The organism is Mariniphaga anaerophila, from assembly GCF_900129025.1.
GTDB lineage: Bacteria > Bacteroidota > Bacteroidia > Bacteroidales > Prolixibacteraceae > Mariniphaga > Mariniphaga anaerophila.
Genome location: NZ_FQUM01000002.1, coordinates 334,914 through 358,785, shown reverse-complemented (window position 1 = coordinate 358,785; position 23,872 = coordinate 334,914). Strand labels below are relative to the sequence as shown.

The 23,872-nt window shown below is 42.6% G+C and carries 17 protein-coding genes, 2 tRNA genes and 1 other RNA gene; 13 read left to right on the top strand and 7 right to left on the bottom strand.

What is annotated here, in order from left to right:
- Positions 1-235 precede the first annotated feature (235 nt).
- The 3 genes from BUB08_RS04680 (at position 236) to acs (ending at position 4,164) form a co-directional block, all read left to right on the top strand.
- The gene (locus BUB08_RS04680) at positions 236-1,597 is read left to right on the top strand and encodes an acetyl-CoA hydrolase/transferase family protein (RefSeq protein WP_072999381.1); all 1,362 of its coding nucleotides are present in this window, start codon (positions 236-238) and stop codon (positions 1,595-1,597) included.
- A 25-nt stretch (positions 1,598-1,622) separates the two neighbouring features.
- Complete coding sequence (locus BUB08_RS04675; protein ID WP_072999379.1) at positions 1,623-1,982, top strand: acyl-CoA thioesterase; 360 nt, start codon at positions 1,623-1,625, stop codon at positions 1,980-1,982.
- A gap of 256 nt (positions 1,983-2,238) precedes the next feature.
- Positions 2,239-4,164, top strand: a complete 1,926-nt coding sequence (gene acs / locus BUB08_RS04670) for an acetate--CoA ligase (protein WP_072999378.1) — start codon at positions 2,239-2,241, stop codon at positions 4,162-4,164.
- A gap of 1,090 nt (positions 4,165-5,254) precedes the next feature.
- Here the strand turns inward: acs and BUB08_RS04665 are convergent.
- A complete protein-coding gene (locus BUB08_RS04665) occupies positions 5,255-6,643 on the bottom strand; it encodes a hypothetical protein (RefSeq protein ID WP_072999376.1) in 1,389 nt (462 codons plus the stop codon).
- A gap of 1,249 nt (positions 6,644-7,892) precedes the next feature.
- Here BUB08_RS04665 and BUB08_RS04655 point away from each other — a divergent pair.
- The 3 genes from BUB08_RS04655 to trmD all read left to right on the top strand — a co-directional run bounded on the left by BUB08_RS04655 (position 7,893) and on the right by trmD (position 12,150).
- Entirely contained in the window at positions 7,893-10,583 is a 2,691-nt protein-coding gene (locus tag BUB08_RS04655) for a bifunctional acetate--CoA ligase family protein/GNAT family N-acetyltransferase (RefSeq protein ID WP_072999372.1), read from the top strand.
- A gap of 74 nt (positions 10,584-10,657) precedes the next feature.
- Positions 10,658-11,401 carry an SIR2 family NAD-dependent protein deacylase gene (locus tag BUB08_RS04650; protein ID WP_072999370.1) on the top strand — a complete coding sequence of 248 codons (744 nt, stop codon included), beginning with the start codon at positions 10,658-10,660 and terminating at the stop codon, positions 11,399-11,401.
- A 53-nt stretch (positions 11,402-11,454) separates the two neighbouring features.
- Positions 11,455-12,150 carry a tRNA (guanosine(37)-N1)-methyltransferase TrmD gene (trmD, locus tag BUB08_RS04645; RefSeq protein WP_072999369.1) on the top strand — a complete coding sequence of 232 codons (696 nt, stop codon included), beginning with the start codon at positions 11,455-11,457 and terminating at the stop codon, positions 12,148-12,150.
- Here the strand turns inward: trmD and BUB08_RS04640 are convergent.
- Positions 12,147-15,014 (bottom strand): PD-(D/E)XK nuclease family protein, encoded by a 2,868-nt coding sequence (locus BUB08_RS04640; protein ID WP_072999367.1) that lies wholly within the window; start codon positions 15,012-15,014, stop codon positions 12,147-12,149. The genes trmD and BUB08_RS04640 overlap by 4 nt on opposite strands.
- Before the next feature lie 279 nt (positions 15,015-15,293).
- Here BUB08_RS04640 and BUB08_RS04630 point away from each other — a divergent pair, with 279 nt between their 5' ends.
- From BUB08_RS04630 to BUB08_RS04610, 5 genes are all read left to right on the top strand, one after another.
- Positions 15,294-15,953 (top strand): phosphatase PAP2 family protein, encoded by a 660-nt coding sequence (locus BUB08_RS04630; RefSeq protein WP_083570586.1) that lies wholly within the window; start codon positions 15,294-15,296, stop codon positions 15,951-15,953.
- Complete coding sequence (locus tag BUB08_RS04625) at positions 15,950-17,608, top strand: ArnT family glycosyltransferase (RefSeq protein WP_072999361.1); 1,659 nt, start codon at positions 15,950-15,952, stop codon at positions 17,606-17,608. Before BUB08_RS04630 ends, BUB08_RS04625 begins: the two co-directional genes overlap by 4 nt.
- 205 nt (positions 17,609-17,813) lie before the next feature.
- Entirely contained in the window at positions 17,814-18,071 is a 258-nt protein-coding gene (locus tag BUB08_RS04620; protein WP_072999360.1) for a hypothetical protein, read from the top strand.
- Between the two features lie 221 nt (positions 18,072-18,292).
- The gene (locus BUB08_RS04615) at positions 18,293-19,219 is read left to right on the top strand and encodes an aldo/keto reductase (RefSeq protein WP_175549945.1); all 927 of its coding nucleotides are present in this window, start codon (positions 18,293-18,295) and stop codon (positions 19,217-19,219) included.
- 172 nt (positions 19,220-19,391) lie between these two features.
- Positions 19,392-20,258: a universal stress protein gene (locus BUB08_RS04610; protein WP_072999356.1), complete on the top strand. Its 867-nt coding sequence runs from the start codon at positions 19,392-19,394 to the stop codon at positions 20,256-20,258.
- A gap of 6 nt (positions 20,259-20,264) precedes the next feature.
- Here BUB08_RS04610 and BUB08_RS04605 read toward each other — a convergent pair whose 3' ends face one another.
- From BUB08_RS04605 to ffs, 4 genes are all read right to left on the bottom strand, one after another.
- Entirely contained in the window at positions 20,265-20,753 is a 489-nt protein-coding gene (locus BUB08_RS04605; RefSeq protein ID WP_217651559.1) for a DUF7004 family protein, read from the bottom strand.
- 119 nt (positions 20,754-20,872) lie between these two features.
- Positions 20,873-20,954 (bottom strand) — tRNA-Tyr (locus tag BUB08_RS04600).
- Between the two features lie 9 nt (positions 20,955-20,963).
- Positions 20,964-21,037, bottom strand: a tRNA-Thr gene (locus BUB08_RS04595).
- A gap of 120 nt (positions 21,038-21,157) precedes the next feature.
- Positions 21,158-21,257: signal recognition particle sRNA small type (ffs, locus tag BUB08_RS04590), an RNA gene on the bottom strand.
- 96 nt (positions 21,258-21,353) lie between these two features.
- Here ffs and BUB08_RS04585 point away from each other — a divergent pair.
- Positions 21,354-21,908 carry a DUF4199 domain-containing protein gene (locus BUB08_RS04585; protein WP_072999352.1) on the top strand — a complete coding sequence of 185 codons (555 nt, stop codon included), beginning with the start codon at positions 21,354-21,356 and terminating at the stop codon, positions 21,906-21,908.
- Between the two features lie 8 nt (positions 21,909-21,916).
- Positions 21,917-22,873 carry a glycosyltransferase family 2 protein gene (locus BUB08_RS04580; protein ID WP_072999350.1) on the top strand — a complete coding sequence of 319 codons (957 nt, stop codon included), beginning with the start codon at positions 21,917-21,919 and terminating at the stop codon, positions 22,871-22,873.
- 44 nt (positions 22,874-22,917) lie between these two features.
- Here the strand turns inward: BUB08_RS04580 and BUB08_RS04575 are convergent, their stop codons facing one another.
- Complete coding sequence (locus tag BUB08_RS04575) at positions 22,918-23,871, bottom strand: NAD(P)H-dependent flavin oxidoreductase (protein WP_072999347.1); 954 nt, start codon at positions 23,869-23,871, stop codon at positions 22,918-22,920.
- Position 23,872 lies beyond the last annotated feature (1 nt).

Below are 23,872 nucleotides of genomic sequence, written 5' to 3'. Positions count from 1 at the left end.
CGATAACAAAAAGAAGCAAAGGCACATACTGTTTAAAAACATACAAGGGACAACCAGGCGCGAGAATATAACATGATTTTTTTCTTGTCCTGTTACATGCAATAGCTTTAACTTGTCGACGCAAAAATGGAAATCAAAAAAAAATTGAAGCGCATGATAATTTTTTGACGCTAAAGGTTAATGATTAAAATGCACGTTTTAAAAGACACAGTTAATAACGAACAATTTTAATGGTATGAAAATCATCAAACATGTATCGGAAGCCGTTAATTCAGCAGTTTTAAAACCCGGTTCTGTAATATATACCGGAGGCAATGCCGCAAGTCCGCAAACTCTTCTGAAGCAACTGGCCAGCGATACGTCAATCAGAGATGTTGAGTTAATCAGCATTTTACTACTGGGAGACATCCAGGAATTGTTTAGCGAAGAATCCTGCCAGCGGATTAAACACCGGGTAATTTTTTCCGGGCCGTATTCCAGAAACGCACTTAACGAAGGAATGGCCACTTACCAGGTGATGCACCTCTCAAACGTGCCGTTTCAGATTAAAAACTTTCTGAAACCAAATGTCGTTTTCATTCAGGTCAGCGGCCCCGATAAAGGCGGAAATTACAGCTACGGAACAACGGTTGAAGGAATTCAGGCTGCTGTTAATACTGCAAAAGCCAACGGAGGGATTGTAATTGCCGAACGCAACAAACAAATGCCATTTATATTGGGAACCACCATCGACGAGTCGAACATCGATTTTCTTATTGATACAGACTACCCGCTTCCGGTAATTCCCTATTTGCGGCCGGATGAAACCGCACACAAAATTGGCCGGCTAATTACCGAGCTGTTTATTACCGACGGATGCACGCTGCAATATGGAATCGGGAAAGTGCCCGAAGCCGTTACAGATGCGGTAATCGACAAAGGAGTAAAAGACATTGGCATTTACACGGAACTTTTTACCGATTCGATGCAAAAACTGATTGAGAAAAAAATTGTCACCAACAAATTCTCTGACGTCAATTTTTCCACTTCCTCAATTTTTCTGGCAAAAGACAAAGCGGGCTACGACTGGCTCGACTACAACAGTTCCATACAAAACCGTCCGTGCAATTTCACCAACAATGTTTTACGCATTGCGCAACAACATAAAATGGTGGCCATTAACAGCGCCATTGGCGTTGACCTTCATGGAAACATCTGGGCAGACTCGCTAAAAGGACGGCAAATTTACAGCGGAATTGGTGGCCAGGCCGATTTTCTGCGCGGTTCAATTTTATCGAAAAACGGGTACGCAATAATTGCCATGGAATCAACAACCAACAACGGCATATCAAAAATTATTGACATGTGTCCCGAAGGAATTACAACCACTGCAATTGCTGCCGACCCGGTTGTAATTGCCACCGAAAATGGTGTATTCAACCCCATGGGACTGAACCTGGCGGAACATGCCATCGGAATCGCACACCTTGCCGAGCCGAACACAAAAGAAATGCTGTTGCGAAAAATATACGACAGCCCGGAATTTTACAAACCCAGAGAAGCTTTGAGCAACAAAAGCCCCAAAGGATTTGTTCCTTATGAAGCAATAGAAAAATAAAAATAATTTAGTTCGTTAAAACTTTATGGAAAATTACAAATTGGTTTTACCGGGAGACCTCAATCAAAACGGATATCTGTATGGCGGTCATTTATTAAAATGGATTGATGAATACGCGTGGATTGCGGCAACTCTCGAATATCCGGGAAGCAGTTTTGTTACTGTTGGCCTCGACAAAGTCACCTTTAAAAGAAGTGTGCGGAAAGGTGCAATTTTAAAATTCGTTATTGAAAAATCGCTTGAAGGAAATACTTCGGTTCAGTATTTTGTAAATGTTTATTGCCAAAGTAAGTGTCATGCAGATATGGATATTATTTTTTCAACACACATCACTTTTGTCAATCTGGACGAAAACGGAGCAAAAAAATCGCTCAATAGTATTTGAGCAAAATTGCAAATAGTATCACAAAAAAAATATCCCAGGCAGCGATTCAATTCATTGCCCGGGATTGTTTTTTCAGCTTCTGTTTTCCTTTATTTCACCCGCCACCAGGGCAGATAAAAACATCCAAATCCTCATCAAAAAAAAGCACTAAAAACCGGCATTTTAAAAAGTTTGGCATCCCCTAACGAACAAAACAGCGTGCTATTGACTTATTCTATATTAATAAATTAAGTCAAACTTTTTAAATCTATTCAGGATGGTGGATAAAATAACTAGTCTTGCAGAATATTTCCAAAAATACCAGGAAAGTGTTGCCAACCCCGAAGGCTTTTGGAGCAACATTGCCGAGAACTATTACTGGCGCAAAAAATGGGATCGTGTTCTCGACTGGAAATTTGATGGCGATGGCGCGCCCGATGTCAAATGGTTTGTAAACGGAAAGTTGAACATCACCGAAAATATATTTGAACGGAACATGTTCATGCGGAAAGACCAGACAGCGCTGATCTGGGAGCCCAATAATCCGGATGAAGACACATTGAAATTCACCTACGAAGAACTCTTTGATAAAGTAAAACAATTTGCCAATGCCCTAAAAAGCCTTGGCGTTGAAAAAGGAGACCGGGTTGCCATTTACCTTCCGATGGTTCCCGAGCTGGCCATTGCCATGCTTGCCTGCGCCCGAATCGGGGCTGTTCATTCCATCGTTTTTGCCGGTTTTTCGGCATCAGCTTTGGCCGACCGAATTCACGACGCAAAATCGAAAATACTAATCACATCCGATGGTGGTTTCAGGGGAGCCAAATCCATTCACCTGAAAAATATTGCAGACGAAGCACTGCAAAGCTGCCCCACTGTTGAAAAGGCAGTTGTTCTGCACCGAACCAACGAAGAACATATTAACTGGGTAGAAGGCCGCGATGTTTGGTGGCACGATTTAATTGAAAACGCAAGTACTGAAAACAAAGCAGAAGAGATGGATGCAGAGGACATGCTTTTTATCCTTTACACATCCGGCTCAACCGGAAAGCCCAAAGGCGTAGTGCATTCCACGGCCGGGTACATGATTTATTCTGAATACACATTTAAAAATGTATTTCAGTACAGCGACGGCGATGTTTACTGGTGCACCGCAGACATCGGCTGGGTTACCGGTCATTCCTACATTATTTACGGGCCGTTGCTGGCAGGCGCTACTTCAATTATGTTTGAAGGCGTACCAACGTGGCCCGATGCCGGCAGGTTCTGGGATATTGTTGACAAATACAAAGTCACACATTTTTACACCGCGCCTACAGCAATCCGCGCGCTGGTTGCCCAAGGCGACGAATGGGTAAAAAGCCACGATTTAAGCTCTCTTAAAGTGCTTGGAACCGTTGGCGAACCCATTAACGAAGAAGCGTGGCGCTGGTACCACAGCATGATTGGAAAAGGCAAATGCCCAATTGTGGATACCTGGTGGCAGACAGAAACCGGTGGAATCATGATTTCGCCACTGGCCGGAATCACCCCCACAAAACCGTCGCTGGCCACACTGCCGTTACCGGGCATCCAGCCCATTTTGGTCGACCCGGAAGGAAATGAGCTGAAAGGGAACAGTGTTGAAGGTATTTTGTGCATTAAATTTCCGTGGCCGGGAATGTTGCGTACAACCTACGGCGACCACCAACGTTGTTACAACACCTACTTCTCTTCGTACCGGGGCCTTTACCTTACGGGCGATGGCGCCAAACGCGATGAAGAAGGGTACTACCGCATCATTGGCCGCATCGACGATGTTATTAACGTCTCCGGGCACCGCATCGGAACGGCTGAGGTGGAAGACGCCATTAACCAGCATCCCAAAGTGGTAGAATCGGCAGTGGTTGGTTACCCTCATGATATTAAAGGCGCTGGCATTTACGCTTACGTTATTTGCGAAGAACTGACAGACAGAGAAATGGCCGGCATCGAAAATGAAATCAGGGAAACCGTAAATAAATTCATCGGGCCCATTGCCAAACCCGACAAAATTCAGATTGTAAGCGGGCTTCCCAAAACCCGCTCCGGAAAAATTATGCGGCGCATTCTCCGGAAAATCGGCGAAGGAGACGCCACCAACCTGGGCGATACTTCAACCCTGCTCGACCCGGGAATTGTTGACACCATAATAAACGGAGCCAAAGTTGAAGTAAAACGCTAAAAAAAAGAGGCTGTGTCAAAAATCTTTTAGGAATGAAATCAAACTGCAATTTGGAAGTATCCATTTAGTTTTTCACCCCTAAATCCCCTGCAGGGGACTTTAAGCCTCCCTCTTTATGGGAGGTTTGGAAGTAAAACAAAATTGATTATAAATTGAAAGTTTCATCCTAATTTATGTCACTTTTTGAACAGCATCTTTTATGCTTTTGCAGAAGTAGGTTATTTCAGACAGAGCTTCTCGCCCAATATTTTTCGGTTCAACGCTGTCAAGTCTTACGACGTTGACTTGTCAGCGTGCGTAGCTCCTGACAACGTCAAATACAACTACAACGGGAACCCCCACAAAAACAAATTTTATTAATCTGCCCTTTCAGGGCGTGATGGGTGGCTGTTCTTCCGGTTCCCGAGGCGTTGCCTTCGGGCTGAAATAAGTTGGGCTTTCAGCCCGAAAACGAACTGTCGTTTCAGTTTTCAACGCTGTCAAGTCTAGCGACGTTGACAGGTTTACGACTTCGACTTGTCAGCGTGCGCAGCACCTGACAACGTCAAATACAACTACAACGGGACCCCCCACAAAAACAAATTTTATTAATCTGCCCCTTCAGGGCGCGACGGTCGGTTGTTCTTCCTATTCCCGAGGCGTTGCCCCGGGCTGAAATAAGTTGGGCTTTCAGCCCGAAAACGTTCTTCGTTTATCTAAACGCTGTCAAGTCTAACGACGTTGACAGGTTTCCGACTTGTCAGCGTGCGAAGCATCTGACAACGTCAAATACTATCATAAACACAAAGCAGTTTCCCCGGCCTCGGCTGGTGAGCCGAAAAACAAGTGCAGACGGCGTAAAAAATCTTTGCTTGTTTGACGAGAAGGAACGACGAGGAGTTTCAAAGATTTTAGCCGGCAAGCGTAGCTTTTTCTTGCGAGGCAGACGCAGCCTTGATTTTTTGGAACTTTTGCATCAAGGCAAAAGTGCGTAGATACAATACGAAAATCGGTTATTCAACGCTGTCAAGTCTGGCGACGTTGACAGGTTGGTGACTTCGACTTGGACTTGTCAGCGTGCGAAGCTCCTGACAACGTCAAAACACTTTTGTTACCGGTTAACAAACTTTACGGTGGCTACCGAACCATTGCCTATAAAACTTATGGAATACACGCCCGGAACAAATTGAAGAAAACCCGAATAATTGATTTGTCGTTCTTCTCCGGGCATTAAGTCGTTTACTCGTAAGACATCGATTGTTTTTCCGTTCATGTCGTAGATGTAAATTTCTCCTTGTCTTAGGTAGTCTTTTGTTGATACGACTAATTTTGAATCACCCCAGAAGTCTAGGTCAATTTTTTTGTTTTCTGTTTGGAGTTCTTCTATTCCTGATGTTAGGTCGACTGTTACTATGTATGAGGATGTGTCGCTTAGGTTTTTTAAAAAAGTTGGGGAAGTGGGGTCTGTGTTCCAACGTCCGATTTTGTATTTTGCAATGTCTGTTACTTTGAATGAATAATAGTTTGGGCTTGTTTTTATTGTGTCGGACAATATTCTTTCTAGTGTTGGTGAGTAGTGTTTTATGTTTGTTTCGATTGCGGGGTCTTCAAAGTAGATGTCTTCTTTGTCTGTGAAGATTTTATTTTCTATTTGGCTTAATTTTACTTTACTTTGGTGGGCGTTGTCTCTTAAAATTCTTGGATCATATCCTTGTTCGTTTCCAGGTTCTCCGAATGTTTTGTTTAAAATTCCCACTCCATTTTCTAATTTAAAACTTAAAATTGGATTAACACTAAATAAATCCGTATGAGGTTTGTAAATTAATTGCATAATTTCACAGGGGCCATTTGGATCCATTGGTCCATAAGCTGGAACAATTTTTTCTCCATCTTCAAAATTCCAAAAACTCCATTGGTTCCATTTTGTTGCGTCGTGTTCTATTCCTTTTTCTTTTGGTCCCGTATATGCCCCCACAATCATGTGTGGCCTTCCGTCACTTGTTGTTGTACCAATTAAATAAAGAGGTAAATTTTCTTTTCCAAGTTCAACTAAGGGGTTATAATAATCGTATCCCTCATAAAGCCCATCCTGATTGTCATCAACTCCCCCAAAGTTAGTAAAATTTTCTAAGCCAGTAAAATTTAATTGTAACACTTTTGAATATATTACACAATCATTGTAATACCCATTATTTATTTTTCTAACATTTGCTTTGATTCGGGATTGGAAGAAATCTTCTTTTTGTTGTGCGTCCATGTTATGGAAATCTGCTCCACCGTAGACTCCTCTTGTTGGGTCAACTACTGAATATGGGTCCATTACAGGATGAATTTCATAGTTGAATGGTTCGGCAGCAGTGGAATTCCAGGTAATTATTTCTAGGGTTTCCTGAGAATCATTTTTTACAGAAGCGAACTCCTGCGCACCGGCAGACAAAACAGAAAAGAGCAAAAAAACAGGCAACGCAGCTTTGGCAGGAAAAAGGAATGATGGTAACATGGTGTTTGACTTTTAGTTGCTTAAAGGTAATCATTTTTCGGAATCGTGCTGTTAATTCAACGCTGTAAGAACTATGTGCCAGATGGTTGAAGTTTTAGTTAATTCAACGCTGTCAAGTCTGGCGACGTTGACAGGTTGGCGGCTTCGACTTCGACTTGTCAGCGTGCGAAGCTCCTGACAACGTCAAATACAATAGTAAACACAAAGCAATTTCCCCGGCCTCGGCTGGTGAGCCGAAAAACGAGTGCAGACGGCGAAAAAAATCTTTGTTATTTGACGAGGAGGAACGACGAGAAGTTTCAAAGATTTTAGCCGCCAAACGTAGATTTTCGTGCGAAGCAGACGCAGCCTTGATTTTTTGGAACTTTTGCATCAAGGCAAAAGTGCGTACGTTCTATACAAAATCGGTTATTCAACGCCTAACAGCGCAAAAACAAATCCTGTTAATCTGCCCCTTCAGGGCGCGGAGGCCGGTTGGGCTTCCGGTTCCCGAGGCGTTGCCTTCGGGCTGAAATAAATTGGGCTTTCAGCCCGAAAACGTTCTTCGTTTATTCACAATTATAAACACAAAGCAGTTTCCCCGGCCTCGGCTGGTGAGCCGAAAAACAAGTGCAGACGGCGTTTAAAAATCTTTGTTGTTTGGCGAGGAGGAACGACGAGAAGTTTCAAAGATTTTAGCCGGCAAACGTAGCTTTTTCGTGCGAAGCAGGCGCAGCCTTGATTTTTTGGAACTTTTGCATCAAGGCAAAAGTGCGTACGTTCTATACAAAATCGGTTATTCAACGCTGTCAAGTCTAACGACGTTGACAGGTTTGTGACATGGACTTCGACTTGTCAGCGTGCGCAGCACCTGACAACGTCAAAATACCACTGGGAGCAGCGGGCGTTTTCCCGCCGGCAGTCTCCATCTTTTGGATCCCCCGAAAACGCGACAAAACAGGAGCACGGATTCACTTATTTCCACTCCTCCGGAAAAAAAGAATAACGCAATTTCACAAAAGCGGAAAGACATTCAAAAACAATGTTATGAAACAGGTCATTGCAGGATTGTTTTTAAACATATAATCACAAATTTTGCAAAAAAGGGCAATCCGCTTAAAGAGTAAAACACATCTTAACAATTGCCCGTGATTCAGATAAAAAAGACTGTAAAATTTTTTTACACGACTTTTTTTAAAGATTTTTGCAAAATATTCTAAAAAACTTAATTATTCATTAAACGACGTTCAAATAATTTAAAAATATACCAATGGCCATCAAGAGTTTAGACAGTATTTTTAAGCCAAAGAGAATTGCTTTAATCGGAGTTTCCAACAATCCTGACAGTGTTGGAGGAATTACTTTGCGTAATTTGGTTAGCGGAGGATACAACGGAGTTGTTTACCCGGTAAACCCAAAACGCGAAGCTGTATTAGGTATTCCTTGTTTTCCGAATGTAAAGAGTTTGCCGAAAGTACCTGACCTCGCTGTGATTATGACTTCTGCCAAATTTGTTCCTCAGATTGTTCGCGAATGCGGAGAAGCAGGAATTCGCGGAATCATCATCATGTCGGCAGGCTTTAAAGAAGCCGGGAAAGAAGGGAAAATCCTGGAACAACAAGTAAAAGACGAAAGGGCTAAATTTCCCGACATGCGGGTAATTGGGCCAAACTGCCTGGGTATTTTGGTACCTGGATTAAACATGAATGTAAGTTTCGCTGCAGGCATGCCTAAAAAAGGTCATGTTGCTTTCATTTCACAATCGGGTGCACTTTGTACATCAGTACTCGACTGGGCTTACGAATCAAACATCGGGTTCTCCAATTTTGTATCCATCGGTAACTCCATGGATGTAAGTTTTGGCGACCTTATTGACTATTTCGGACAAGACCCCGAAACAAAATCGATTGTACTTTACGTTGAATCCATTGCCGATGCGCACACATTTATGTCGGCTGCACGTGCATTCTCCAGGAAAAAACCGATTATCGTTTACAAATCAGGACGTTTCCCGGAATCGGCAGCAGCAGCAGCATCCCACACCGGAGCAATGGCTTCTGAAGACTCAATTTACGATGCAGTGTTCCGCAGAGCCGGACTTGCAAGGGTTTTCGACTTTGGCGATATTTTCAACTTTACCGACCTGGTAGGGCGTAAAAGAATGCCTAAAGGAAACCGTTTGGCCATTGTTACCAACGCCGGAGGTCCCGGAGTTATGGCAACCGACTCACTCATTTCGCTGGGCGGAAAACTGGTTAAACTTTCAGACAAAACCATGGAAAGGTTGAACGAATACCTTCCTCCGTTCTGGTCGCACGGTAACCCGATTGACGTACTGGGTGATGCTACTCCTGAAAGATTTGCCACTGCAACCGAAATCGTTCTTGACGATGAAAACGTTGACGCAGCTCTTATTCTGCTGACACCGCAGGCAATGACCGCTCCTACAGCAATTGCAGAAGCCATTTCTGAACTGGCTTCAAAAACAACAAAAACAATTATGACAGCCTGGATGGGTGGCGCAAGTATGCGCGAAGGAATGCAGGTTTTCAACAACGCAGGAATATCCAGTTTCCAGGCTCCGGAACAGGCTATTAAAGCATTCATGACGCTTTCCGATTACTCGCAAAACCTCTCTATGCTTTATGAAACACCGAAAGAAGTTCCTGTTTCTTTTGAATACGACCGCAACGAGTTGCGTAAAAAATACCTGAAAGACGTTTTCCCGAAAGCAAGAATTTTGAACGAAGACGATTCAAAAATGCTTGTTAACGATTACGGCATTGATACCACAAGCCCAATTCCGGCAGCCAACGAAGACGAAGCTGTTCGCGTTTCGGAAGACAAAGGCTACCCGGTGGTAATGAAAATTTACTCTCCCGATATTACTCACAAATCTGATGTTGGCGGTGTAGCGCTTAACATCAAAAGTGAAGAAATGGTACGTGCCGCTTTCCGTAACATGATGAAAACCGTTTCGGAAAAACAGCCCGACGCACGGATTGACGGAGTTACCATCCAGAAAATGGTAGACACCAAAGGTGCCATCGAATTGATTGTGGGAATTAAAAAAGACAAAGCATTTGGTACTGTAATGCTGGTTGGTATGGGTGGCACAACAGCCGAACTGTTTAAAGACAACAGGCTGGAATTCCCTCCATTGAACGAAAAACTGGCGCGCCAGATGTTGGAATCGCTGAAAATTTATCCATTGCTGAAAGGCTGGCGTGGCGATGCACCGAAAAATATCGACAAACTTATTGAAGTGCTCATCCGCATGTCGTACCTGGCAGCAGATTATCCGGAAATTGCAGAACTCGACATCAACCCGTTGATTGTTACAAACACCGACGTTATTGCACTGGATGCACGTATTGTGGTTGACGAAGAAATCATGAAAAACCCGGTTAAAGATTACGACCACCTGATTTTGAAACCTTACCCGGAAAGCATGGTAAAAACATGCGAATTGAAAGATGGTCAGACAATCACACTGAGGCCCATAAAACCGGAAGATGAACCGATGTGGCAGGAAATGCTCGAAGGTTGCTCGAAAGAGTCAATTTATCACCGTTTCAGAAACGATTTCTCTTTCGAATCTCACCAGGTAGCCACTCAATTCTGTTTTATCGATTACGACCGCGAAGTGGCAATTGTAGCAGAAATTGAAGAAGAAGGCAAGAAAAAACTGGTTGGTGTAGGACGCCTTATTGCCGACCCCGACTTGGAAACAATGGAATATGCTATTTTGATTAACGACAAATGGCAGAAAAAAGAGTTGGGGAATATGATTACAGCGTATTGCGCAGAAATTGCAAAACAAAAACAGATAAAAACGCTGTTGGCTGAAACTACCCAGGACAACAAACCTATGCTCTCTGTATTCAGAAAACTGAATTTCAAAATTCATTTTAACGAAGACGGAAGCGTTTCGGTTAAAAAAGACCTGACAGAAAATTAACTTTTTAATTTCTGAAATGTTAATACTCCCGGCAGCTGAAACCAAAGCTGCCGGGAGTTTTTATTTACAGGCAAATGGATTTGAAAAAAATCAGCGAAGCGATTGAACTAATCAGAAAATCGAAATACATGGTGGCTTTTACCGGCGCAGGAGTTTCTGTGGAAAGCGGAATTCCGCCGTTCAGAGGCGCCGGAGGATTGTGGAACACCACGCATCCCATTTTTCTGGAAATTGAGTATTTTCAAAAAAGACCGCTGCAATCGTGGAAAAAAATCAAAGACATTTTTTATGATAAACTAAGCGATGCCTCTCCCAACATTGCACACGAAGTTCTGGCAAAAATGGAAAAGCGCAGTTTTCTGGAATTCATTATTACACAAAACATCGACCACCTGCACCAAAAGGCCGGAAGCAAAAAAGTGTGCGAACTGCACGGAACATACCGCCAGCTTGTTTGCACCAAGTGCAGCTCTGAATACGACATGAGTTTTGCCGATTTGAACTTTCTGCCGCCAACCTGCTTTGTGTGCAAAGGAGTTTTAAAACCCGACATGGTATTTTTTAACGAACCCGTTTCCGATTTCGCCAAACGCCATTCTTTTAACGAAGCAAAAAAAGCAGATCTTCTTCTCGTTATTGGCACCAACGCAGAAGTGCTGCCGGCTGCTGAAATACCGGAAATAGCAAAAAACAGCGATGCGAAAATCATCGAGATAAACATTAAGCCGTCGCCATTCACAAACACCATTACCGATATTTTTATTGAAGCGAGCGCCGCAGATGCCATGAAGGAAATTGGCGAAATGCTCTATCTGTAACAATCCTTCTTCCTTTCCCCAAAAAAGCTACTTTTGCATAAAAATTTGCTCATATGCGTATCGACATCATAACTGTACTGCCCGAAATGATTGAAAGCCCTCTTGATCATTCCATTATAAAACGGGCGCGGGAGAAAGGGCTGGCCGAAATTTATCTGCACAACCTGCGCGATTTTTCAGACGACAAACACCGCCGGGTTGATGATTATTCCTTCAGCAAAGGAGCAGGAATGGTAATGGCAATTCAGCCCATCGAAAAAGCCATTGAAACGTTGAAAAAGGAGCGCCACTACGACGAAATTATTTTTACTACTCCCGACGGAAAATTATTCGATCAGCAGGAGGCAAATATGCTTTCGTTAAAAGAAAACATAATTATCCTCTGCGGGCATTACAAAGGTGTTGACCAGCGGGTGCGCGACCTCTTTATTACCAAAGAAATTTCCATTGGCGACTACGTACTTACCGGAGGCGAGCTTGCTGCAGCAGTAATTACCGACAGTGTTGTGCGGTTGTTGCCCGGCGTGCTCTCTGACGAAACATCTGCCCTCACCGATTCTTTTCAGGATAATTTGCTGAGCCCGCCGGTGTACACCAGGCCGGCAGAGTACAAAGGAATGAAAGTGCCGGAAATATTGCTTAGCGGCAACGACAAGCTGGTTGACGACTGGAAACAGCAACAGGCCATTGAACGCACAAAAACACTGCGCCCCGACTTGTACAAAAAGTTTATGGGAGAACAGGATTAATACCGCTGGCAAATTTTGTTGTACGGGCAGTACTGGCAATATTTTTCATGCGGCGTTTGATAAAACCGTCCGGTTTCCGAAAAAATTTCAGAAATTAAAACCTGAAGTTGTTTCGTAAATTCTTTTTCCAGCTGATGAAACGCAACAGCATGCCTGTCTTGTTTTATCTCCGGAGAAAACTTTTCATCGAAAAACTTCCGCAGACTGTAAATCGCCGGCTGAATGTCTTCTGTTTTCCCGGTTTCTTTAACGTACACCAGACAATAAATCAGCGCCTGCAGAATTTCCTTTCTCGGTTTTTCTTTGTCTTTTTCGAAAAGCTCGCCCAATTCTTTAAAAGAAAACGACTCCACATTTCCTGTTTTGTAATCAATAATTCGCAGCTTTCCGTTTACCCGATCCACCCGGTCGATTTTGCCACCAACAGGAACCTGCAAAGTTTTTTCGCCAACGTTAACTTGCAATGTGGTGTAGTAACCCCCTTCCAGCGCAACCAGTTCAAAAGGTGCCAGTTCCAAATCAATTTCAAGCAACCGCTGAATAAAGGTTTTTATATTTTCGTAAATCAGCACGGTTTTCCCCTCCAGCTTCACCGTTTTCGCAGCAGGATCTTTTTGCCTGAAATAGTGTTTTCCGATGGCCTTGCGTATTTCATTTTCAATGAGCACCTTGTTTTTTGCAATTCCTTTTAAATCCTCCGGGTTTATCGTTTTCCCTTCAAAAGGTTTGTACAAATTTTCAATCACCTCGTGAAAAATGCTCCCAAACACCGGACTGTCAATTTCGTCCTTCATCTCATCGGGCTCGGGCAAATGCAAAATGTAGCGGAAATAAAACCGCAGGCTGCACATTAACCAGGTATTTATTGCCGTTGGAGAAAGCGGGCTACTGCCGGAAACGCGTTCCAATAGAATTTTTGTTTTATCGGAAGAACCCTGAACTTCGACAGGCGGCACCGGCTCATTTGAAAATTTAAAATCGAGCGTAGTGTTCCGCACATCCAACCCCGAGTCGTAAAGCAGTTGAAAACCGTACCGGCTCAGTTCGCCGGTTCCAATTCCCTCTTTTAATGTGCTGTAAGTTGCCGTAATTGTTTCGGCCCGCTGTATCAACCGGTAAAAATAGTAAGCGTACATGGCGTCCTGCTCGTCGATACCCGGCAGGCCAAAACCCTTGCGAAGATTGTAAGGAATAAACGACGGCGCCGTAAAAGTTCGTGGCCACTTGTTCTCATTCAGCCCCAAAACAATCAGGTTTTTGAAATCGAGACAGCGGGTTTCCAGAATTCCCATCACCTGCATCCCGCTAAGTGGTTCTCCTTCAAACGAAACAGAAACCTGACCGATGTACTGGCCAAACAACCTGAAGTAAACAGCATTACTGATTTCGCGCCCCTGAACTGCAACAACATCGGTAACCACAGCGCCCAGTTTTTCCACAGACTGATAAACCGAATAAATTAACTCGCTCAAAAGTTGGTTGTTCCGGTCTTTTTTTACGGTGTCGTAAAAATATCCCAATATTTCAAGAAACCAGATGCTGTACTGTTCCACCTTCTCCGGCAGCGAAAAAACAAGCCGGTGAAATTCCGAAAAGTCAACCTCTTTTAAAGGTACGGTAATGCGGTTGTTTTCTTTAATATCAGCAAGAAATTCGGCCGTTTTTTGGGGTTCAATATTTCCAAGCAACTGGTGGTTTAACACATCGGTTACGAAACGATGATAAACTACCGTTTCGCCTTTGTCGTTCTGCCGTCTGTTTTTCAAAAGATTTACAAGAAGCAGCAAAAATCCGTACACCACCGAATTCTTAACCGGATATCCCATGGTAACATTTACGGTTCCGAAATTCTGGGGAATAGCACCCAGCGCCGGGTAAAGCAACGATTCGTCGGCCAGAACAACTGCAGTGTTGTCAAATTTATTTTTGTAACTGCTCCTGATTTCTTCCAGAAACTGTGGAATTTCCTGGGCCTGCCCGTAATTGGACGAAACGGCAACCAGGCGTATTTTTTTTTGTTTTTCAGCAAACTGTTCGGTGTTGAAATCAAAATCACCGGGCGACGGAAATTGCAGCAGGTTTTCGCGAATAAAACGGCCGGCTTCATTTTTATTGTCGTCGAGGTAAAACCGATCGTAATCCCACAAAAACACAGCTTTCTGTTGTTGATCCAACAGTTTAAAAAATCTTTTCTCGCAGTTGTTCAGCGCGTTCAGCCCGATTATGTAATATTTTTCGAATTCAAAAACCGGATCTTCATCCCTGAATTTTTCAATTACCCGGCGGTCACTCATTCCTCCGTATGCAAGTCCGCGTTCACTTAAATAACTTCTAAACTCAGAATAAACAGGGTAAAGATTTTGCCAGATGGAGATGAACTTTTCCTGGTGCGCTTTCTGTCCCGGGCCTGAAAGGCTTCCCCAAAACCGCTCAATTGCAGTTTTTTGCTCAGGCGTAAGGTAATCAAACAGCTGTTCTATTTCCTTTAAATCGGCCAGGTTGGTGAACAGATCTTTCGCATTTACAAGGTAACGATCAATATCGTTGAAGTCTGCCAGCAACACTTCCCCCCAAAAATAAAATTCGTCGAAACTTTCTGCCGAGTGGGTGTGCTTTTTAAAAATATCGTACAAAATGGAAATCAGATGAAGCTTTTCTCCCTGATGAAGGCTGGAATATTCAGAAATAAGCTCGTTTATGGTTTTTATCTGCGGCCCGATAACCGGCTGTGAAATTTGCTTTTGCAAGTAAGAAATAAAAAAAGTGCCGGCCCTCCTGTTCGGAAAAACCAGGCAAAGTTTATTCAGCTTATTACCGTGTTTTTTATAAATATAGTCAGCGCACCGGGCGAGAAAACGTTCCATTTCTTAAATTTTCCCCGAAGATAAAGAATGGATAGCAGAATAAAAACGAAATTATTTTTCAAAAAAGAAAAAAGTCCCGGCTCAATAACCGGGACTCCACCTATGTAAAAAACGCAACACAAGTGTTGCATTGTTCAACGCCTTTTTTGACCGGAATTCAAAAAAAAGGTTTAAAGCAGGAACGGAAAAAAAGCTTTATGAATTCATACAATAGCGGTCAAAAATTGCTGGTTCCAATATTTTTGTTGATTTTTACGGCATCAAAAATGAATAACTCTGATGAAGAAACTGATTCTGAAAAACCGTTGGTTTTTGCTCTCGTATTCAATTTTTTTCACAACGTGCATCATCTTGCTTTCAATATATTCCAAACCCGATTTGCACATTTTGCTGAATAAAGCAAACGCTCCTTTTTTCGATTTCTTTTTTAAAAACATCACCCACCTGGGAGACGGAACCATGATTGGCGTTCTCGGTGTTGTTTTTCTTTTTATAAAATTCCGGAGCGCCATTGCTTTTCTGCTGGGGAGTATACCGGCAGCCATTGTTGTAAACATTTTCAAAAAAGTGTTGACGCACGATATGTACCGCCCGTCGAAATATTTCGAGTTGTTTGAATCGTACAAACTTCACCTGGTGGAAGGGGTTAAACTGCATAGTTTGCAAAGTTTCCCCTCGGGGCACACAGCAACGGCTTTCAGCGTATTTTTAATGCTGGCGCTGGTAACAAAAAGTAACGTCGGAAAATTGTTGCTTTTCTTCGGGGCAGTTGTGGTAGCTTACTCGCGGGTTTACATTTCGCAGCATTTTATGGAAGACATTACGGTGGGCTCGATTATTTCTGTGGTTCTGATGCTGGCCGCCTTTTACTGGGTGCAAAGATGGCACAAACCCTGGCTCGACAATTCTGTTTTAACAACACACACACAATCGAAATGAACGAAAAAATTAACCGGATGAACACTGTTGTCATCCGAATTTTTATTGCAGTTGTTGCGGCCTTGCTGTTTATTCCGTTTTTAGGTGCAGTGCATTTATTCGACTGGGACGAAATTAACTTTGCCGAATCGGCTCGCGAAATGATTGTAAGCGGAGATTACCTGACTGTGCAGATTAATTTTCAAACATTCTGGGAAAAACCGCCTCTTTTTATCTGGATGCAGGTACTCTCCATGAAACTCTTCGGAATAAACGAGTTTGCAGCCCGTTTTCCCAACGCCATTTGCGGAATTATTTCGCTGCTGGTTATTTTCAACATTGGCCGAAAAATCAGAAATAACCTGTTTGGACTGCTTTGGGTGCTGGCATATGTCGGGTCGGTTTTGCCGTTTTTCTATTTCAAATCGGGAATTATTGACCCATGGTTTAACCTGTTCATTTTTCTCGGCATCTACTTTTTAATGCTTTACGCTTTTCCAGAGAACAACCAAAAAATAAGGAACATAGTTCTTTCAGCAACGTTTGCAGGACTGGCTGTTTTAACCAAAGGTCCCGTGGGTTTTCTGTTGATTGCCCTTACCGGCGGCGTATTTTTAATCTGGGTAAAATTCAGAGTAAAAGTACGTGTAGTGGATGTAGTGACCTACTTTGCAGTGCTGGCGCTGGTGGGAGGCTCGTGGTTTATCGTGCAAATTCTGGCCGGCCATTTTGATATGGTTGTTGAGTTTATTGTTTATCAAATTCGACTGTTCCAAACAAAGGATGCCGGGCACGGAGGATTTTTCGGATACCATTTTGTGGTGCTGTTTTTCGGGGTTTTCCCTTCATCCATTCTGGCGCTGAAAGCCTTCGGGAAAGAGCCTTCAGATGAAGCATCTTATTCGTTCATGAAAAAATGGATGGTTATTCTTTTTTGGGTGGTGCTCATTCTGTTTTCCATTGTAAAAACAAAAATCGTCCACTACTCTTCCCTGGCCTATTTTCCCCTTACGTTTCTGGCAGCCGCGTTTGTTTACCGGGCACATCAGAACCGGGAAAAATGGAGCAAATGGATGTCAGCTACAATTATTTCATTGTCGGTACTAATTGCGCTGCCGGTAATGTTGCTGCAATTTGTTGACAAGTACAAAAATGAAATTATTAACAGCAACCTGATTCACGATGCATTTGCCGTTGAAAACCTGAAAGCAGAAGCCAACTGGATCGGTTTCGAATTCTTGCCCGGACTGCTTTTCCTGCTGGCAGTTGTTCTGCTGTTTTCCCTCACAAAAAAAAGCGAACCGCTGAAACGGGCAGTTATTTTGTGGGGAACCACCATGTTATTTACACTTTCTGTTGTTCTGATAATGGTTCCGCGCATTGAAAAATATTCGCAAAATGCCCTCATCGAATTTTTCAAATCGAAAGCAGGTAAGAATGTTTACGTAAAAAACATCTATTTCAAATCATACGCCACCTGGTTTTACGGCGAAATACAGCCGCCTGAAAATCCAGGGTATTACGATGAAAACTGGCTGCTTTCCGGCGACATCGATAAAGATGTATGTTTTGTGACCAAAATTCACAGAGCACCGTTACTCGAAAAATACAAAGACATAAAAGAGACAGGCAGGAAAAACGGATTTGTTTTTTACGAAAGGAAAGCAAACAAATAAAAGAAAATTGCGTTTGACAAATAAACGTCGGCCATCGGCTGTTAAAAAAGAGACAACAGAAAAACACAGTTCGGAAGAAAAATAAAAACGTTTACCGAAAAAACGATACCGTTTACAGATAATATTTCTCCGTTTGTTCTAAAAGTCATAATTTGCTGATGATTTATTACTTAGTTTTAAAAGTTGAAAACAGAAATTCAAAAACATGAAAACAATTGTTGCCTTTTCTTCCATCTTTTTTCTTTTAGGATTAAAAATAAGCAGTTTTATAGACCTTCGTGGAAAAGCACAGGCTGTTGACACCATTATTACCAACAAAATAATTCAAACAAAGCCGGTACAAGCGCTTCCCCTGTTTAACGATTCGGAAAAAGAAGACACAGAAGTACAAAAAAGCGACGAGGCAGAAAAGCAGGAAACCACAAGCACCCAGATCACAATTAAAGAATCAAACAGAATCTGAATCCTATTTTCTTTTCCTGCCGCAGATTCATTCACTTTTCGAAGTGTTTTATCTGCCAACGCACTGAATTTTCTTCCCCACAACACTTTTAGAGAAAACAACTTTCTTGAATTCAATTTATTACTATTTTAGAGGAGAATTACTAAACAATCTCCGGTAAAAAACTCCGGAGGCACAAACACGAACGTTGGTTCTGTTGTTCTCCTTAAAATAAAATGGTTATGGAAGACAGGAAAATGAATATGCACCGCCGGAATTTTGTCCGTGCCCTTTCCCTGGGAACAGCCCACTTACTTTTTTCTAACACGCTTTATGCCGGGCAATCGAGATACGCAAGCTCCAACCCGCTGCAAAAAGTTAAACTGGGAAAATCCGGTTTGGAAACCACACTTTTGGGAATCGGAACCGGCGTTCATGCAGGAAACCGCACTGCATTTTTAACCCGTCAGGACAAAAACAAAAGCCTAGATCTTCTTTATCACACTTACCACAAAGGCATTCGTTTTTTTGACTGTGCCGATTCGTACGGAACGCACGGAATTGTGGCAGAAGCCATGAAAAAAATGGATCGCGAACAAATCACGCTCTCTTCGAAAATATGGGTACGAGGCGGCGGAATTCCGGAGCCGGAACGCCCTGATGCCGACATTGTGGTTGACCGTTTTCGGAAAGAACTGAATACCGACTACATCGATTTGGTGCAAATCCACTGTATGGTTGAAGAAAACTGGACAGAAACCCAGAAAAAGCAAATGGATATTTTGGAAAACCTGAAAGCGAAAGGAATTATTAAAGCACACGGAGTTTCGGTGCATTCGCTGGAGGCGATGGAAGATGCGGCCAACAGTCCGTGGGTAGATGTTATTCACGTAAGAATTAATCCGTACGGAATTGCCATGGACAAGCCGGAACCAGAGCAGGTAGTAAAAGTGATTAACAAACTTCACAGCGCCGGCAAAGGAGTTATCGGAATGAAGCTGGTAGGCAACGGAAAATTGCGCGATCAGAGCGACAAAATAGATCATGCACTGCGGTTTGTACTTGGGTTGGAAACTGTAGATATGATGATTATCGGTTTTGAGGAAAACAAACAGATCGACAACTACCTGGCACGCACAACAAACGCGCTGAAGGAGCTTCGAGGGTAACAAAAAGCTAATTTATTTTTTTAGCTGAACGCCAATTTTAAACCGCCACTCACAAACATCTGGTTGCGTTGAGGACAATTTGTCCCGGTTTATATGTTTTACAATATATATGTAAACCAGCACAGCTTAATTTCCGTATATTATAGCGGGAAAGATCAAAATCAACGCGCCAATGAGATACAGGTCTAATAACATTCTAACCCTGATTCCTCCTACCGAAGAAGGAAAGTCAATTTTGCAGCAGGCTCTCTTTTTCAGGCAGCACCTCGGAATGCGACTTTTCATTTACAATATTATTGACAAACCTTCATTTTTGAAAAAACTGATTGCTCCCAAAAAACTAAAAAACAGAAAGCACGACTACCAGAACACACTTCAAAATTTTGTTGAGGGAATTACCGATACAGAAAACCTGCAACACATAACCTACCGGATAAAGGAAGGCTCTCCGTTGCCCGTTCTGCTGAAGCAGTCAAAAAACTGCGGTTACGAGTTTTTAATTGTTGGCAAAAATGAAAACAACAGTGGCATGGATGCCGACGATCTGGACAAACTAATCAGCCGTTCCTGCTGCCCGGTAATGGCATTTGAGCCGGGGCATCAAATCAAAAAAATAAACAAAATTGTTATTCCGGTTGATATTTCACAATCGACCAAAAAAAAGCTACTGTGGGCAACCTATTTCGCTAAAAAATTCAATGCAAAAATAACTGTTGTTTCTGCGCTGGGCATTAACATCAAAACAAAACAAAGCCTTGCTTGGCGAAATGCAGAAAAGCTAAAATACATGCTCGTACAGCGTGGAATTAAATGCGAAGTAAAAATTTTGAGAGCATCGGGACAACAAAAGCATGTTGCCATTCTGGATTATATTGAAAAGGAAAATCCGGGGATGGTTATTTTACGAACGCACCAGGAATCCAGCTTAACGGGAGTTGAAATTGGCAAATTCGTTTCTGAAATAATACACGGATGTAAAATGCCGGTATTTACAGTTACACGATTCATGGATTCCATTCCGGTTGATTTTGACCTTTAGGAGCAGTCAGAACCCGCTTGCTTTCATTATTTCATCCAACTCTTTCCACTTCTTTCCTTTGCTAAAAACTGCAGCATCTTCCGGTTCTGCGTTTTCTATCAGCAGTTGAAACATTCCAAGCCGCTTAATTCTTTTTTTCAACACAGCATTTTCCTTGTTCTCTTCTGCAACCATTCCTGCGTACAAAACATTCAACCAGATTTCCATTTCAAGTGAATCGTCTTCGTAATGCCTGCTCAATGCTGAAATGACCGCCAGAACGTTTTTATCGACTTCAGCGCCGGTGCGGTTATATATCACTACAAAATCATTATAAATTGTGCGAGCCCCATAAATTTTGGCTAAATTCTTCAAGCGCGAAAAATATTGAACATCAGTCGGAGCAAACCGATCTCCGTTTGCCCGTGTTACAAAAACGCACCAGTTATCAAAACTACCTTTATCAAACTCAATAAAACCGCCGTGACTAAAATGATTGATCTTACAAGACATCATATCAGCATATTAGATGCTGAAAGTTAGCGAAATTTAAACGTTAAAAGAAAAAAAACAAAGGAGAAGTATGGACAAAAAAAAGGATTAAGCTGATTTGATACAACTTAACCCTTAAACTGTGGGAAGAGCAGGATTCGAACCTACGAAGGCGTAGCCAACAGATTTACAGTCTGCCCCGTTTGACCGCTTCGGTATCTTCCCAATATTTTGAGCCGAATCTCAGATTCGAACTGAGGACCCCGAGATTACAAATCACGTGCTCTGGCCAACTGAGCTAATTCGGCTTATTTTTCAATATCTCTAGAACGTTTGCTTGTTTAAAACAGCGGCGCAAAGAAAGGAATTAATTTTTAATTCTGCAAAACTTTTTTCAATCTTTCACACCTTTTTTTTCTTTCAAAAAAAGTGGGTAAGCTACCTGTGTCGCACCGCTACAACCGCCTACCCTTGCTGCCTTCCGACCCTGGGGGAATTCAGCAGGAGCTGGTCGCACAGGACTTACCCGGCTGCAAAAGTAGAAAATTTTCGTTTCCCAACAAATTTACGGTCAAATAAACATATATTTGCATCATTCTTTACCGTTAACAAAAACAATTCATCATGGAACAAAAACCCGTATCTCTCTGGAAATCATCACTTACATATGGAATTTATCTGGGACTAATTTCAATCCTTCTTTCAGTAATAATTTACATTACGGGCCTTATTGAGAAGCTCGGATTGATGGGAACTGCATTAATTGGCATCGCTTCGCTGGTGCTTACATTCGTATTTCTGCTGATATTCTCAAAAAATTACCGCAAAGAAATGGGGGGTTACATTAGTTTTTCTGATGCTTTTCAGTTTGGATTGCTTGCTATTTTGTTCTCAGTAATTCTTTCAACGGTATATAATTACATTTTTCATACTCTAATTGATCCGGAATACACAAAAAATATAATGATGGTGATGCAGCAAAAAACCATAACGTATATGGAAAATGCAGGTGTACCGGAAACCCAGATTGATAAAGCAATTGAAAAGTTTGAAGATTTACCTTCTTTGTGGGATACGTTGAGACAAGGCATCGTTTCAGGATTAATTTCAGGAGTTATCCTATCACTTATTACCGCAGCAATCGTAAAGAAAAAAGAAGAATTCAGCACAGAAATTTAATTTAGAAAATGGATATCTCCGTAGTTGTCCCTCTGTTTAATGAAGAAGAATCATTGCCAGAACTGGTGGATTGGATCCGAAAAGTAATGGACCAACACCAGTTTTCTTATGAAGTTGTTATGGTAGACGACGGAAGTAAGGATGATTCGTGGCACGTAATCGAAAAACTAAAAAGTGAAAATCCGAATATAAAAGGAATCAAGTTCAGACGTAACTACGGAAAGTCTGCAGCTCTTTTTTGTGGTTTTGATGTTGTACAGGGAGATGTGGTAATTACAATGGATGCTGATTTGCAAGACAGCCCCGACGAAATTCCGGAATTGTACAGAATGATAAAAGAAGAAGGGTACGACCTGGTTTCTGGCTGGAAAAAGAAACGTCATGATCCGGTGCTAACCAAAAATCTCCCAAGCAAACTTTACAACTGGACTGTAAGACGAATGAGTGGCATTAAACTCCACGACATGAATTGCGGCTTAAAAGCTTACCGAAAAAACGTAATAAAAAGCATTGAAGTTTACGGGGAGATGCACCGATACATTCCGGTACTTGCTAAATGGGCCGGGTTTAACAACATTGGCGAGAAGGTGGTGGTACACTCAGAACGAAAATACGGCGTAACAAAATTCGGATTGGAACGCTTCATCAGGGGACCGCTCGACTTGCTTTCTGTGATGTTTATTTCGCGGTTTGTAAAGCGCCCGATGCACTTTTTCGGGATTCTGGGAATATTAATGGTTTTGATTGGCCTGGCAGCAGCAGTTTGGCTGGGGATACAAAAAATAATTCAGTTGAAACACGGCATTGTGGGCAACCTGATTACCGACAGCCCTTATTTCTACATCGCACTTACCGGCATGATAATCGGGGCGCAGTTTTTTCTTGCTGGATTTTTAGGAGAACTCATCTCACGCAGCTCATCAGACCGAAATAAATACCTGATTGACGAAAAGACTTTCGATTAGCTTTTCCTAATTAACATTTGAGTTTTCGGACGAAATTGCCGGTCTTAGAAATCAAATTTACTATTTCCGGAAACAGCGGCAATACTTGCTTTGTATCCGGAAATGAAATTTTCCATAATTTTTTCTACCGGCAGAATTTCTTTAATCTGGGCAGAGACCTGTCCTATTTCCAATTCGCCGTCTTCCAAATCACCTTCAAAAATTCCCTTTTTTGCCCTGCCTTTTCCCAACAAAGTTTTTAACTCCTCTGCCTGTGCACCGCGCTTTTCTGCCTCATCAACCGATTCAAAAAAGGCATTTTTAATTAAACGAACCGGCGCCAGTTTTTTCAGTGCCAGCTTGGTTCCCCCCTCTCCCAACCCGGAAACAAGCTGTTTAAATGCCGGATGTGCAGAAGATTCTTCAGAAATGGCAAATCCCGACCCAATCTGAACGCCATCGGCACCAAGCACCATGGCCGCGTGTATTGCTTCGCCCGAGCTGATGCCACCTGCCGCAAGCAATGGCAACCCGGTTGCTTTTCTCACAGAAGGAATCAACGCAAATGTGGTAGTTTCCTCCCTTCCATTGTGGCCTCCGGCTTCAAACCCTTCTGCAACAACGGCGTCGACCCCGGCGGCCTCACATTTTTCTGCGAATATCGAACTGGAAACCACATGAACAACGGTTATTCCTCGTTCTTTCAGCCAGCCCGTCCACTTTTTGGGGCTGCCTGCCGAAGTAAACACAATTTTCACCCCAAGCCTTGCTACGACATCCATAATCTTATCTATCTCCGGATAAAGCAGCGGAACATTCACCCCAAAAGGTTTTTCGGTTGCGGCCTGTGTTTTCAAAATATGCTCTTCCAGCATTTCGGGGTGCATGGAGCCTGCACCGAGCAATCCCAAACCTCCGCAATTACTCACGGCCGAAGCCAGTCGCCAGCCCGAACACCAAACCATTCCTCCCTGAATAATTGGATAACGAATGTCAAATAAGTCACAAATTCGATTCATA

Excerpts from the sequence above, each read along its gene's own strand:
- BUB08_RS04680 (WP_072999381.1), top strand. The coding sequence starts at position 236 with ATGAAAATCATCAAACATGTATCGGAAGCCGTTAATTCAGCAGTTTTA.
- BUB08_RS04675 (WP_072999379.1), top strand. The coding sequence starts at position 1,623 with ATGGAAAATTACAAATTGGTTTTACCGGGAGACCTCAATCAAAACGGA.
- acs (WP_072999378.1), top strand. The coding sequence starts at position 2,239 with ATGGTGGATAAAATAACTAGTCTTGCAGAATATTTCCAAAAATACCAG.
- BUB08_RS04665 (WP_072999376.1), bottom strand. The coding sequence starts at position 6,643 with ATGTTACCATCATTCCTTTTTCCTGCCAAAGCTGCGTTGCCTGTTTTT.
- BUB08_RS04655 (WP_072999372.1), top strand. The coding sequence starts at position 7,893 with ATGGCCATCAAGAGTTTAGACAGTATTTTTAAGCCAAAGAGAATTGCT.
- BUB08_RS04650 (WP_072999370.1), top strand. The coding sequence starts at position 10,658 with ATGGATTTGAAAAAAATCAGCGAAGCGATTGAACTAATCAGAAAATCG.
- trmD (WP_072999369.1), top strand. The coding sequence starts at position 11,455 with ATGCGTATCGACATCATAACTGTACTGCCCGAAATGATTGAAAGCCCT.
- BUB08_RS04640 (WP_072999367.1), bottom strand. The coding sequence starts at position 15,014 with ATGGAACGTTTTCTCGCCCGGTGCGCTGACTATATTTATAAAAAACAC.
- BUB08_RS04630 (WP_083570586.1), top strand. The coding sequence starts at position 15,294 with ATGAAGAAACTGATTCTGAAAAACCGTTGGTTTTTGCTCTCGTATTCA.
- BUB08_RS04625 (WP_072999361.1), top strand. The coding sequence starts at position 15,950 with ATGAACGAAAAAATTAACCGGATGAACACTGTTGTCATCCGAATTTTT.
- BUB08_RS04620 (WP_072999360.1), top strand. The coding sequence starts at position 17,814 with ATGAAAACAATTGTTGCCTTTTCTTCCATCTTTTTTCTTTTAGGATTA.
- BUB08_RS04615 (WP_175549945.1), top strand. The coding sequence starts at position 18,293 with ATGGAAGACAGGAAAATGAATATGCACCGCCGGAATTTTGTCCGTGCC.
- BUB08_RS04610 (WP_072999356.1), top strand. The coding sequence starts at position 19,392 with ATGAGATACAGGTCTAATAACATTCTAACCCTGATTCCTCCTACCGAA.
- BUB08_RS04605 (WP_217651559.1), bottom strand. The coding sequence starts at position 20,753 with ATGATGTCTTGTAAGATCAATCATTTTAGTCACGGCGGTTTTATTGAG.
- BUB08_RS04585 (WP_072999352.1), top strand. The coding sequence starts at position 21,354 with ATGGAACAAAAACCCGTATCTCTCTGGAAATCATCACTTACATATGGA.
- BUB08_RS04580 (WP_072999350.1), top strand. The coding sequence starts at position 21,917 with ATGGATATCTCCGTAGTTGTCCCTCTGTTTAATGAAGAAGAATCATTG.
- BUB08_RS04575 (WP_072999347.1), bottom strand. The coding sequence starts at position 23,871 with ATGAATCGAATTTGTGACTTATTTGACATTCGTTATCCAATTATTCAG.